Source organism: Nostoc sp. NMS7 (assembly GCF_017115085.1).
Taxonomy (GTDB): Bacteria; Cyanobacteriota; Cyanobacteriia; order Cyanobacteriales; family Nostocaceae; genus Nostoc.
On the sequence record NZ_JABXKJ010000077.1, the window covers coordinates 1 to 13,503 of the forward strand.

Annotated in this window: 11 protein-coding genes; 4 read left to right on the forward strand and 7 right to left on the reverse strand. The window is 43.9% G+C overall.

Translation table 11 applies throughout. The features are described from left to right. Nucleotides 1-32 precede the first annotated feature (32 nt). Nucleotides 33-710, reverse strand: a complete 678-nt coding sequence (locus HWQ38_RS07135; protein ID WP_292791664.1) for a phosphoribosylanthranilate isomerase — start codon at nucleotides 708-710, stop codon at nucleotides 33-35. Nucleotides 711-831: 121 nt separating this feature from the next. Between HWQ38_RS07135 and psaK the strand changes: the two genes are divergently transcribed. The 4 genes from psaK to HWQ38_RS07155 all read left to right on the forward strand — a co-directional run bounded on the left by psaK (nucleotide 832) and on the right by HWQ38_RS07155 (nucleotide 5,840). Beyond that, entirely contained in the window at nucleotides 832-1,086 is a 255-nt protein-coding gene (psaK, locus tag HWQ38_RS07140) for a photosystem I reaction center subunit PsaK (RefSeq protein WP_292791667.1), read from the forward strand. Nucleotides 1,087-1,409: 323 nt separating this feature from the next. After that, nucleotides 1,410-2,606 carry a site-2 protease family protein gene (locus tag HWQ38_RS07145; RefSeq protein ID WP_292791670.1) on the forward strand — a complete coding sequence of 399 codons (1,197 nt, stop codon included), beginning with the start codon at nucleotides 1,410-1,412 and terminating at the stop codon, nucleotides 2,604-2,606. An 863-nt stretch (nucleotides 2,607-3,469) separates the two neighbouring features. After that, nucleotides 3,470-4,840 (forward strand): ribosome biogenesis GTPase Der, encoded by a 1,371-nt coding sequence (der, locus tag HWQ38_RS07150; RefSeq protein ID WP_292791673.1) that lies wholly within the window; start codon nucleotides 3,470-3,472, stop codon nucleotides 4,838-4,840. A 79-nt stretch (nucleotides 4,841-4,919) separates the two neighbouring features. Then, entirely contained in the window at nucleotides 4,920-5,840 is a 921-nt protein-coding gene (locus HWQ38_RS07155; protein WP_292791676.1) for an energy-coupling factor transporter transmembrane protein EcfT, read from the forward strand. Nucleotides 5,841-6,024: 184 nt separating this feature from the next. Here the strand turns inward: HWQ38_RS07155 and HWQ38_RS07160 are convergent, their stop codons facing one another. The 6 genes from HWQ38_RS07160 to HWQ38_RS07185 all read right to left on the reverse strand — a co-directional run bounded on the left by HWQ38_RS07160 (nucleotide 6,025) and on the right by HWQ38_RS07185 (nucleotide 13,364). Further along, complete coding sequence (locus tag HWQ38_RS07160) at nucleotides 6,025-8,700, reverse strand: RNA helicase (RefSeq protein WP_292791678.1); 2,676 nt, start codon at nucleotides 8,698-8,700, stop codon at nucleotides 6,025-6,027. Nucleotides 8,701-8,814: 114 nt separating this feature from the next. Then, complete coding sequence (gene proC, locus HWQ38_RS07165) at nucleotides 8,815-9,633, reverse strand: pyrroline-5-carboxylate reductase (protein ID WP_292791681.1); 819 nt, start codon at nucleotides 9,631-9,633, stop codon at nucleotides 8,815-8,817. Between the two features lie 346 nt (nucleotides 9,634-9,979). Next, nucleotides 9,980-10,579 (reverse strand): cell division protein SepF, encoded by a 600-nt coding sequence (locus HWQ38_RS07170; RefSeq protein ID WP_292791684.1) that lies wholly within the window; start codon nucleotides 10,577-10,579, stop codon nucleotides 9,980-9,982. Nucleotides 10,580-11,356: 777 nt separating this feature from the next. Further along, nucleotides 11,357-12,025, reverse strand: coding sequence for a YggS family pyridoxal phosphate-dependent enzyme (locus HWQ38_RS07175; RefSeq protein WP_292791687.1), 669 nt, complete (start codon nucleotides 12,023-12,025; stop codon nucleotides 11,357-11,359). After that, the gene (pipX, locus tag HWQ38_RS07180) at nucleotides 12,022-12,300 is read right to left on the reverse strand and encodes a transcriptional coactivator PipX (RefSeq protein ID WP_292791690.1); all 279 of its coding nucleotides are present in this window, start codon (nucleotides 12,298-12,300) and stop codon (nucleotides 12,022-12,024) included. Before pipX ends, HWQ38_RS07175 begins: the two co-directional genes overlap by 4 nt. A gap of 683 nt (nucleotides 12,301-12,983) precedes the next feature. Beyond that, the gene (locus HWQ38_RS07185) at nucleotides 12,984-13,364 is read right to left on the reverse strand and encodes a hypothetical protein (protein ID WP_292791693.1); all 381 of its coding nucleotides are present in this window, start codon (nucleotides 13,362-13,364) and stop codon (nucleotides 12,984-12,986) included. Nucleotides 13,365-13,503: the final 139 nt, after the last annotated feature.

Below are 13,503 nucleotides of genomic sequence, written 5' to 3' on the forward strand. Positions count from 1 at the left end.
CCCGTTCATTAGTCGCCTCAAAATAGTTTCTTTCATTCATAGCGGGTGGCAGTGCCGCCTGTGCAGTTGCTTCTAAGTAACTCAATGTTCTTTAGACTGTGAAATAGGAGTGCTACCTTATCTAAATCCTTATCTCCAGGTGAACGTTCCACACCACTAGATAAATCAATGCCGCTAGGACTAACCTGATTTAAAGCTTCTACAATATTATCTGCTGTTAATCCTCCAGCTAAAAACCAAGGGCAATTGGGGTAAAATTGCTCTAGCATTCTCCAATCTAAGGTTTTGCCTGTACCACCAAGTTGTTGCGGATGATAAGCGTCAAGTAGTAAAGCATCCACGTATTTTGTGTAAGCGATCGCTGTGTCAAGATGCTCAAAACTACCAATTCTCAGGGCTTTGATAATTTCGATATTGGGTAAAGCTTGATGTAATTGGTAGCAAAAATCTGGTGATTCATCACCGTGCAACTGGACACCAGTCAACCCCGAATCAACAACTATCTGACTGATTTCCGGAATATTAGCGTTGGCAAAAACACCAATTGTGTCAATATTTGCCGGGAGTTCTGCCACTGCTGCCCGAATTTGGGATGTAGTCATATAGCGAGGTGAGGTTGGTACACAAATAAATCCTAGTGCAGTTGCGCCCAGAGAGGTGATCGCTATAGACTGCTGTGGTTGAGTGATGCCGCAAATCTTAACGCGCATGGAAATCTGACACATTTAAAATAATTATTAGAAAAGTCTAAACTATCTCAAAAACTTTTGGGCTTTCTAATTTTATAATCTTGTAGGTCTAGATTAACTTTTCCATTCAGGAGACAAAAACTTGATTTCATCTATTTTGCTAGCAGTACCTGCATCCGTTCCTGCAACCCCTGCGTGGAATCCCACAGTGGCGCTGATCATCAGCCTCAGCAGCTTAGTAGTCGTTTTGCTAAGTACTAGGATTGAAAAACCCCTAGTTGGTCCCAAGTTCCCTATCCTGCCGATCAGTATTCCAACATTCGTCGCGGCGATGGCTTTCGGTCACATTATCGGCGTTGGCATCGTTTTAGGACTGACTAACATTGGTCGTTTGTAGTTTTGCAATGACAAAGGCGTTAGTTGTAATGTCGTAATCAATACAAAACTCCTAAATCTGATTTTTCCCTCTGACTACTCAAGAAGACGCTGGGAAACAGTGACGCGAAAAAATTATCAAATACTTTCTTTGCGTCACTGCGCCCCCTCGTTTGCTTCCCACTCTGGAGAGTTTTGCTCACAGGCATTAATTGTCTATTCTAGAAATAAGAGCATTTTGTGACTCGGTGGTACCGAATTGATGCCCAATATAAATGTGTATAGGATTATGTGTAGTATCTCAGTATAAAAAGTACTGGCGATATCTAGTTTTAGGACAATGTAATGCAAACAAATTGGAAAATTGGGTCTTTATTTGGAATTCCCCTATTTTTAGACCCGTTGTGGTTTGTGATTTTAGGGTTGGCAACTCTCAACTTTGGGGTAGCTTATCAAGAATGGGGGAATGTTATAGCTTGGAGTGCTGGAATAGTTATGGCACTGCTGCTGTTTGGTTCGGTGTTGTTACATGAATTGGGTCATAGCTTGGTAGCCCGATCGCAAGGCATTAGAGTTAATTCAATTACCCTATTTATGTTTGGCGGGATTGCTGCTATTGAAGAAGAATCTAAAACTCCAGCCAAAGCCTTTCAAGTAGCGATCGCTGGGCCTTTGGTGAGTATCATCCTATTTTTTCTGCTCCAACTGGGATCTACTGTGATCCCGGATACGAGTCCAGTCAGTGTTATGGTTGGAGATTTGGCGAGAATTAACTTGGTGGTGGCTCTATTTAACATGATTCCCGGCTTACCTCTAGATGGAGGGCAAGTGTTAAAAGCAGCACTATGGCAAATAACAGGTAATCGCTTTCAAGCTGTACACTGGGCTGCAAAGGCGGGGCAAATTTTGGGTTATGGTGCGATCGCTTCCGGATTTGTTGTAGATTTCTTGACCAGAGAGTTAGTAGTTGGTTTGTGGATGGCGCTGTTAGGTTGGTTTGCTGTCCGCAACGCCAACAGCTATGACAGCATGACTACATTGCAAGAAAGTCTACTCAAGGTAACGGCGGCTGATACAATGACCCGTGACTTTCGGGTAATTGATGCTGACCAGACATTGCGCTCCTTTGCCGATTTCTACCTGTTGGAAACCGCTCCCTCGCAGGTTTATTTTGCTGCTTCTGATGGACGTTATCGGGGTCTAGTTTCCATTGACGATTTTCGTTTAACTCAAAGGAATCAATGGGAAACCGAAACTTTACACAGCATTGTGCATCCCTTGACAGAAATACCTACCGTTACGGAATCAACATTGATCGCTGAGGTAATAAACAAGCTGGAAAATCAGCAGTTACCTCGAATTACCGTACTTTCTCCGGCTGGCGCTGTAGCTGGGATAATTGATCGGGGAGATATTGTGCGATCGTTGGCACAAAAGTTAAATTTGCGAATAACGGATGCTGAAATTAAGCGGATTAAAGAAGAAGCTAGTTATCCGCCTGGGTTGCAACTGGGAGTAATCGCAAAGTCAATTACGAATTAAGGGATTTCCAGCAAATAAATTATCCCATTTTGTGGGGTGGGTATCTTGTCCGCCTTTGGCTACAGGCGGGCGAGATGTCCGCCCCACAAGTAGTAGTTGAGTATTTTTTTATTTGAAAATCCTTAAGTGTCATACACTCGTCATAGTTTTGCAATAGATTTGTCAAAAGCTTGTGCGATATTTAAATTGGTATTTGGTTACAAAATGCTTTTTTTGGGTAAAAGGTAGGATTTCCTACCTTTTTTATTTTTAAAAGTATAGCGAGCGCCTAATTGTCTTTCCCGGTGATCTAGAAGAAAGTTGGGATCTAAATTCCCAAATAATTCAATTACAAATTATCAATTACAAATTATCTTAAGGGTTCTTTGTTGGAGTTTCACCTGGAATTATAGTGCCATACGGTACCTAAAGCTTTTTTCATGATCTTCTTATCAATTAATTAAAAGAACACATTCATTATTGTCCAGTAACATACCACTCGTAATAAGGGTCGCCTAAAGCAGGACTAACTGTGACGCTTGAACTTTTGTCAAGTCTGTTATATACGTAGTTACGAATAGTAGTAGGTAGGTTGGGTGGAGCGGAGCGCAACCCAACTGATTATCAGGATGTTGGGTTACGCAAAGCCTCCAACGCCACTTGCTACAACGCGGGAAACCCGCGCAGCGCAGTGGCTCCCCAACCTACAATTTTTTTGCAACATTCTAGCCTAAAGACTTGTGGCTACGTTTCAAAACTGGGTGTCACCCAACAGCCTGTCGTAGGCATCTTTGCAGATGATTGTGAAATTATTAAAACTTCAAGTTTAAAGTGAGTAAAATGTAAGGACGTGATATACTACACCTCTCACTCACCCTGGTTTTATGGCACTGCCAATTGTTGCAATTATCGGACGCCCAAATGTGGGCAAATCCACCCTGGTTAATCGACTCGCCGGGGAACAAACGGCGATTGTCCATGATGAACCGGGAGTGACACGCGATCGCACTTATCTACCAGCTTTCTGGAATGGTCGGGAATTTTTAGTAGTAGACACTGGTGGTCTAGTCTTTAATGATGATACCGAATTTTTACCACTGATTCGCCAACAGGCAATGACAGCCCTTGCAGAATCCTGTGGCGCTATTTTTGTCGTCGATGGTCAAACAGGCCCCACATCGGCAGATTTAGAAATCGCCGAATGGATGCGCCAACAACCCGTACCTGTGCTACTAGCTGTAAATAAATGTGAATCCCCAGAACAAGGCTTAATCCAAGCTGCGGAATTTTGGGAATTGGGATTGGGCGAACCTTACGCCATTTCCGCAATTCATGGTAGTGGCACAGGAGAGTTACTCGACGAGTTAATTAATCACATACCTGCTGTTGAAGACATTCCAGAAACTAATGAAATCAAAGTAGCAATTGTGGGACGCCCAAATGTCGGCAAATCGAGTTTACTCAATTCTTTTGTCGGGGAAGAGAGGGCAATTGTCAGCCCCATTTCTGGCACAACCCGCGATGCTATTGATACCGTCATTGAACGAGACGGACAAACCTACCGTTTGATTGACACCGCCGGTATTCGCAAAAAGAAACACATCGAATACGGCACAGAATTCTTTAGTATTAACCGTGCTTTCAAAGCGATTCGCCGCGCTGATGTGGTTTTATTAGTAATAGATGCCGTAGATGGAGTTACTGAGCAAGACCAAAAATTAGCTGGGCGGATTATCGAGGAAGGTCGAGCTTGCATCATCGTTGTTAATAAGTGGGATGCTGTCGAAAAAGACTCTTACACAATCTACGACTACGAAAAAACTCTGCAATCACGGTTACATTTTACGGAATGGGCAGAAACAATTTTTGTGAGTGCCTTGTCAGGACAACGAGTAGAAAAGATTCTCGAATTGGTGAAAACGGCGGCGGAATCACACAAACGCCGTGTCAGCACATCAGTAATTAATGAAGTATTAACAGATGCCGTTAGTTGGCATTCACCGCCAGCATCGCGTGGTGGGCGTCAGGGCAAGATTTATTATGGTACACAAGTAAGTAGCCAACCACCAACGATCGCTTTATTTGTGAATGATTCCAAACGCTTCAACGACAACTACCGCCGTTACATTGAACGCCAATTCCGGCAACAGCTAGGATTTAAAGGCACGCCAATGATTTTACTGTGGCGGAGTAAAAAAGTCCGTGATGCCGAAAGTGGTAATGTCAATAGAGCAACTCGCGTCAAAATAAGTTAGAGACGCGATTAATCGCGTCTGTACAGGAGTTATGAGTTAAAGTCAAAACTGCTAACTCCTAACTTATAACTCTAAAATAATGGATTTATTGCGATCGCTGCCACTTGGACTTTATTTAGAACAACCCCAAACTTGGCTGCATAAAATTGATCCGCGAGTCAAGTTCGCCTGGTTAATGAGCTTTTTAACAAGCTATGTTTTGGCCAATAACTTTTGGCGGGTGCTGCTGGTGGTATTATTAATTATTGCCACCTTGATTGCGAGAATTCCTCGAAGAGTATGGCGGCAGCAAATGGGCTGGCTATTAATGCTATCGTTTTTTGTCTTAGCGATCGCAGCTATCAGTCCTGATGGAATGGGTATAGATTATCAGCCACGCCTGCCAGCTAATGAACAAATATTAACTCAGCCATCAAACGCCAATAATCTTGTTCAAGAGCAAGTAGGCGATCAAAAAAAATACAGCTACGTGCTATTTCACAAAGGCCCAGTCAAAGTGACTCGCTACTCCTTAAGTTTAGCAGTACGCCTGAGTACACTTATATTTACTGTGATTTATAGCACAAACCTATATCTGCTCACAACCGCAGCAGAAGAAATCACATCTGGCATAGAAAGCTTAATGCAACCCCTGCGACGCTTCAACTTGCCTGTCACAGAAATTACTTTAACTTTAACCTTATCCTTGCGCTTTATTCCCCTAGTTTTAGAAGAAGTGCAAAATTTATTTCGCTCTGTGATGACAAGGGCAATTAATTGGAAAAAGCTAGGATTAAAAGGAGGATTCAAGGTTTGGATGACAGTCGCAGAGAGATTGTTAGAAAATCTGCTCTTACGAGCTGATCAAATGGCGAATGCAATGATGGTGCGAGGTTTTACCAGTCCCAATGAGCATCAAGTCCAATGGCACGACTTACGATTAAAAGGACGTGACTGGCTAGCGATCGCAGCTTTAATCTTATTCTGGGGAATACGCCTAGCGATGGGAACTCAGGTGTGAATAATCAAATACTCTCTGTGGTCCCTGTGTAAGCGCGTAAAAAATTTCCCACAAATGAAATTAAATTATCCAATCTTGTGGGGTGGGCATCTTGCCCGCCCGTAGCCAAAGGCGGGCAAGATGCCCACTCCACAATAAGTCCTGTGAGTATTTTTTTATTTCAAAGTCCCTAAGAGTGTCCTGTTCATTCCACTACCTCATTCACAGGGAATCGATCAATCAGCTGCATCGCCCGATAAGCATTGCGTTGGAAAGAGTCTGGCAAATGCGGAACGTGGGGTATTTGCGATAATAAATCCAACGTCCGCCGTAAAATTCTCACCACATCGCCTTCATCTAAAGTGGTGTTTTCGCAGAGTTCTGTCCACTCCATTCCTAGCGCCCATTGTTCCACGATCGCAATTAACTCAAACTCCAACCATATAGGCAACGCTACATTATAGCGCCGTTGTAGTTGGAACATTTGGCGGCGAATTCCCTGCAATTTTTTCAAGGCTTCTGCCACTTCATTACTCAGCTCAAAGTTAACCTTGCTATCTGGACGGGGCGTTTCCATCACCAAAGCTGCTGCTGCTGCTGCTAAATGCTGCGGATCTAAGTTGCTCAATTCACCACTAGCGAATACTAAACCTAGCCACAACTCATTTTCACCTCGAATGGCAGCAGCGATTCGCCCTAATACTGTGGGGACTAAGTTATCCAAACCCCCAAAGTGTTGCAGAATTGAGATTAAATTCAGAAACTCTTCCCAATGACGTTGTGAGTGTTGCTCTACTTGCCCTTGTAACTGTTCAAGTTCGGCTTCTAGTTCCACATAGCGGGCGCGGCGCTTAAAAAGCGTTGCCGCATTGCCTGATTCATGTAGGGGATGAGCTTCTAATTGTTCTTGGACGGCGGTAAGCCGACTGAGTTGTTCTGCTACTTCTGGTGCCAGATTCAAAGATTCTACCGGATCAGGAATACGTGCTGCGATCGCAAATGTTTCTTCATTGCCACGGCGGGATTGTCCTGGTTTCAAAGGCATCTCTGGCGGTGGTAGTACATCAGGTGGCACCTCAACTCGCGGCAGTTCGGCATACAAATCGACTACATCCCCTGTGGTTGCTACATACCAGCGATTATCATGTCCCAAGCATACCAAGTAAGGAGCTTGACCAGAACCAGGCGATTTTTCCACTAATACTGCGGTGACGGGTGAAGACACAGTGATATTTTTGCCTTTGAGACTCAACAGAGTTCCTGACACTGCAAAGCCCAACATCATCACCAATTCTTCTTGTCGATCTGAGAGCGCTTGCTCTTGCAGGGTTTTGAATATCTGGCGTTCCACTTTCAGGCGTTGCCGTAATTTCTCATAAACAGCCAGTTCATTTTCATCAACTGCGGCGATTTGCTCCTGAAGTTGAGCTAATTGTGTTTGTAGTTCGGCAATCTCATCGTATTCTGGTCTTAAATGCAAGGTTGCCATGTACTGCCCAAAGCTGCGCTCTATCAGTTCCCTAGTCTGCTCTAGGGTGTGCGTTTGCAGCAAATTGAGTACCATACCATAACTGGGCGTAAACTGGCTTACTAGGGGGTCTGGCTTGGATGTGCCCAAATACGCCGCTTCTTTGGCTCCTTCAAAGGGAGTTTGGACTGTCACCACATGACCTTGTTTATCCATCCCTCGGCGGCCGGCTCGTCCCGCCATTTGCAAAAATTCGGAAGCGTTTAATAGGCGGTGTCCATTGTCAGTCCGTTTGGAAAGGGTGGAAATTACCGTTGTCCGGGCGGGCATATTAATTCCCGCCGCCAGCGTCTCAGTAGCGAATACTACTTTAATCAGCCCTTGCTGAAATAGTTCTTCAACCAGGGCTTTCCAGGCTGGCAAAATCCCGGCGTGGTGGGCTGCAATTCCCCGGTACAGAGGTGCAATTTGTCCAGCACGCCCGGCATCGGGATTGCGGGCTAAAAAGTCATCAATCTGTTCTCGTAAAATTTGGGACTCTTCACTATTTACCAGCCATAAATCACCGACTTCCGCCACCGCTTTATCACATCCCCGGCGGCTGAAGATAAAGTAAATCGCTGGTAACATATCCCGTTGCTCTAACTGGCTCAAAGTAAAAATGATTCCAGGAGCTTCAGGTCTACCACTTCTCCCCCTCTCTCTTTCTGCCCCTCTCGCCTTTTTCTTCTGAAGGCGGGGGTTAATTTTGGTTTTGCTATCATTCAGTAGGGGAAATAACCCTTTGGGATTGCAAAAGTGAAATTCCAAGGGGACTGGACGAAAATCAGAGTAAATCAGGTCAGTTGGCCCGTGAACTCGATTTAGCCAATCGGTGAGTTGATCGCTGTTGGCAACGGTTGCGGAAAGGGCTGCCAGTTGCACTTCACGCGGACAATAGATGATTGATTCTTCCCAAACTGTCCCCCGTTGGCGATCATTCATGTAGTGGCACTCATCAAGGATCACGGCTTCCACGTCTACTAATGATATGCCGATTTGCCCGATGGGTGTGCCATAGAGCATATTTCGGAAAATTTCGGTAGTCATCACCAAAATCGGTGCATCCCGGTGAATGGAAGCATCTCCAGTTAACAGTCCGACTTGATCAAAACCGAATTTTTCTCGAAAGTCACGTAATTTTTGATTTGACAGTGCCTTCAGGGGAGTAGTGTAAAATACACGTTTTCCTCGTGCTAGGGCGCGATAAATGGCGTATTCCCCGACTAATGTTTTGCCCGAACCTGTGGGGGCACATACGACTACAGAGCGTCCGGCGTTTAGGGACGCGATCGCTTCTTTTTGAAACTGATCCAGTTCAAAGGGAAATATAGATTCTAAGTCAAGTTCTGGAGACGGCGCAGGATAATTCACTCAATTACATTTGCAACCAGATTTTTTACTATATTAACGAGTCTTTTGTCAACTTCGTCATTAGTCATTAGTCTTTTGCAAATGACCAATGACTAATGACTAATGACTCTTTATTTATTTTCCCAGCTCTTGCGATCGCTCTGTGGCAGCTTTTACTGCTTCAATTAAAGCTGAACGAAATCCTGCCTGTTCTAGCTTGGCAATCCCCGCAATCGTTGTACCACCGGGACTGGTAACGCGATCTTTAAGTTCTGCTGGGTGCAGTTTCGTTTCCTGCAACAATTTCGCTGTTCCCAATACGGTTTGCAAGGCTAGTTGATTGGCAATTACTCTAGGTAAACCTGCGGCGACTCCGCCATCAGCAAGTGCTTCTACTAACAGCGCCACGTAAGCCGGTCCGCTACCAGATAGCCCTGTGACTGCATCCATCAGCGCTTCTGATACTTCCACAACTTCGCCCACAGCTGAAAAAACTTGCTGTGCTATTTGGTGATGCTTGGGGCTGGTGTAGGCACCTGAACAAATCGCAGTAATTCCGGCTCCCACGGTTGCTGGGGTGTTGGGCATTGCTCTAATAACTGGTAATCGCACAAATGCAGCTTCTAGCTTACTTAAAGGTACACCCGCCAAAATGGAAATGATTAGGGGTGAGTGTTCTGTATTAATAATATCAATATCTGCTAGTTCTTGAGCGATCGCGCTAAACACCTGGGGTTTCACTGCCAAAAATACAACCTCTTTTGCTTGAGTGAAAACCTGGATATTATCTGTCGTCACCGCAACATCGTATTGCTGTTTGAAAAAATCTAGGCGTGAAGATAGCGGTTCGCTAACTATGACTTCTGATGATTGATAAATTCCACGCGCGATTAACCGGGATAAGAGCGCTTCTCCCATTACCCCACCACCAATTAAACCAAATTTTATAGTCATTAGTCATTCGTCATTCGTCATTTGTCCTTTGTCATTATTCTCAAAACCCAGGACAAATGACAAAGGACTAACAACTAATTTAACTTTATATGTAAATTAAAGGCTTTAAAACCCCTTCTCCCAAAGCGAGCCACTGCGTTGGGTTTCCCCCGTTGTCGCAAGTGGCGTGAGATGACTAACGCCACTTGCTACACGTAGCTTTAGTTTCAGACGGGGATTTAAACCCCGACTGAAACTCTTTTCTCTACCAGACGCTGCACTTCGGCAAGGTGACACAGTGAGCCTGTCGAACTGATCAGTGACCACGCGAACAATTTTGAATGCCTGAATTTTGAATTTTGAATTGTTATTGTGCCATTCGGTTAGTTTCGTTGCCCCAGGTTTGATTTGAAGAACCTGTCGGACGAGAGGGACGTGCTGGCGGTTGTGGTACTTCATAAAGAACGCCACCTTGAGTGCTAACTTGCACACAGCTTGGCGTAAACAAAAAGATGCTCTCACCAATGCGCTCTTGATGTCCATCTAGTGCGTAAGTACCACCGGCGACAAAATCTACTGCTCGTTGAGCTTGATCTGGGTCCATGATTGTCAGATTTAATACTACTGACTTACGTTCTCGCAATGCTTGAATTGCCTGAGGCATTTCTTCAAAAGTGCGTGGTTCGAGTACTAAAACTTCCGAAATTCCGTTACTTGCTCCTGGCATACCAATCACATTCCCCATTGGCTTTGAACCTGCTGTTATATCATCTTCCATTGTAGGCACTGGTTCCCGCCAGCGTCGATTTTGAGCGGCTGTGCTTTCTTGTGCTGCTGGTTGGGGATTTTCTTGTTGATACAGATTTTGGTAATTCTTATCTGTTTCTGGTTCTTCTTCGTAATACTCGTATTCCACTTGCTCATTTAGACCCACAAAGTCTCTGAGTTTGGAAAAGATATTGTTCATTGTGTGTGTACTCTCCTGATGCGAATAGCCTGTATTGACTTGGCTTAAGATTGATTGAGTTAGGAGCGATCGCTACATCGGTGGATACTTCAGCAAATCTATTGCTATTTGTAGCCTCTACTACGGGTTTTGGCGATGAACTGACACTTATTAGAAAGGTCTGTGCATCGCCTAAACATCATAAGGGGTCAAAATTATATCCTAAGGTTTGTCCGAAGGAAAGTTGTTTATACCCCATTTTCCCTTGGCGATTACTCTTGTCAATACTATATCCTTTGTTTCCAATTGCACCAGTCTCTGACAAAATTCTTGTGATCAAATTCTCAGCTTCTATTAATACTCACCTGCAAGGTTGATGAATAACACGCTAAGTGCGATCTTTTCAAAGTATTTTTGGTAACATCTAAGCCCAAGGGCTTGCTAATCCACGTTCGCCGTCTAGTCGCTCGGCAGTCATAAATTAGACTTGACAAATATCCTCTAAGGGACTTCTAACAAATAAATTACCCAATCTTGTGGGGTGGGACAGAAAGCCATTGGTGTCAACTTCAGAAAAAATCTGCTTTGAGAAGGCGTTTTGCCCTCATCCCCTAACCCCGAATCCCAAGTTGGGATTCGGGGAACTAAAGAATTTGCTCCCCTCTCCCAAAATTGGGAGAGGGGCTGGGGGTGAGGGTGAAACCTCGAAAGCATGCCTTACCTAACTTCTACGTTAAGTTGACACCAATGCAAAAGCGCCCACCCCACAACCAGTAGTTGAGTATTTTTTGTCAGTCCCTAAGAGCGATCGCCAAACAATATGGTTCCTAATCGTACCATCGTCGCCCCTGCTTGCACTGCCAGTTCGTAGTCGCCTGACATACCCATAGACAGCTGCTGCATTTTAATCTGCGGCCAGTTTTGCTCCTGAATTTCTTTTGCCAGATCACGATTAAGATTAAACACACTTAAAATTTCGGAATCATTTAATCCTGAAGGCGGAATTGTCATCAAACCTTGAATTTGTAAATTTTTGTATTGATTGAGCGTCGGTAAATCAGCCAACAGTTCTGGTACACTCCAACCAGACTTGTGGGGATCGGGGAGAATTTTCACTTGCAGGCAAACCTGGGGACTCACTCCTAGCTGTTGCGCCAATTCATCTAAGCGCTGTGCCAGCTTCAAATTATCCACGGAGTGAATCCAAGGGAATTGTTCGATGGCTTTTTTGGCTTTATTGCTTTGTAAATGTCCAATAAAGTGCCAGGTAATATCCGGTAAGTCTTGCAACTGGGCTTGTTTGCTGGCGGCTTCTTGGATACGACTCTCCCCAAAATCACGAATTCCTGCGGAGTATGCAGACCGAATGGCCTGGGCAGAAACTTGCTTGCTAACAGCAATCAATCGGACTGAAGTTGGCAGTGAGGAGCGAATGGAAACAATACGTTCGGAAATCGAACTGCTCATTGGAAGGTGCGTTGGAAAACACTCTGAAGCTGATCGTACTCCTGAGATTGTCCACTGCGCCGCAGAGTACGTAAGCGATTTTCTAACATCATTCTAGCCTCAGTACGTCCTAGAGACTGGAATTTAACACCTTTAATGTCATTTGCGACCAAAAAAAATAAGCGCTGGGCATAAAGTGTGGTAAACAAATCCTGGTTCTCATCAACCATAGAGATTTTGTAGAGTAAACCCCAAGTTGGATGGTTTATGTAAGTTTCTGGGTTTTCTGAATTCATTTAATAGTCAAGGTGGGAGTATGTATATCTTTTCGCAGTTAATTCTAAACATTCAGACGATAATAACTTTCTTTCGCCAGAATATTTGCTTAAAATTCAAAACTGCGGCTACGAAGACCTTGATCTAGTTCCTAATGGGCAGATAAAGCTAGTGGTAGTGAAGCGAAATGGTACAATAGAAGCCGCCAAGCATAGATTCCGAGAGTAGAGGCTGGTGGATAAACATCACCATCTGCTTTGGTGACTTCAATTTATCAACCTGTAGGGAGAAGCCACAAAATACTTCTGATCCTCTTGTCCAAAGTTCGGCGTGGCCAGGAAAAACACCCTTTGAAGTTCCCAACGGCAACAGCGAACTTTTCAACTTCTTTCCATATTGCCACAAATGTCGCCCAATGGCCCAAAATCGTAACTAGGGAGTGGGGAGTCAGGACAGGAAAGAAAATTATCCTCTATTGATGATTATTTGTTTGCGTCTTTTTCTGTCTGTGCGTCTTCTTCGTCAAGATTAATTTGAGGGGTTTGGAGTAGTGCTACAAACCGCCCCAACAATGAATTTACATTTGCCAAATAATAGTAGTGGTACGTAGTCAAAAATGCTTTTTTGGTATCGTATATCTTCTATACGTGATTAATCATGTGTATCTAACAGAAGTTCTAGTTGCTATCAGCCTTGTTCAATCTTAGTACACTAAGTTTCCAGTACCGCGCAACTGACGCAAAGAATTTATACACAATGGACAGTCACAATTAAATAACTTAATTGCAGCATCGCTTTCCTCCTCAGTAAAATTCAACATGGCAACATTCTGATTTGATACTGATGTAACAATGGTTGAGGAACGTGTAGAAGTATACGGATGTATTCTCTCTGAATCTCGAATGCACACAAAATCTTTTTGCCCATGTGGGTTAGTGATACAGGTACGACCATCTTTTGTGTGCATTAATCGCTGAGTAATGTTAGTACTAGCATGGGCAGGATGAAATACTGCCAGCGTAGACATCATAGACACAAAAATTGAGGAAGTCGAAAGCAAATTCAGGATAATTTTTCTGTTCATAGATTCCTTGAGAAAACTGTCTACTAGCTTAGGGTATTCGATTCACTTTCAAACTTCAAGTGAATTTTTACTGAGAATAGCTAGTTTGACACTTGCTTACCCAAGAAAGTTCCATATCTACACAGTTTGATTGCAAATC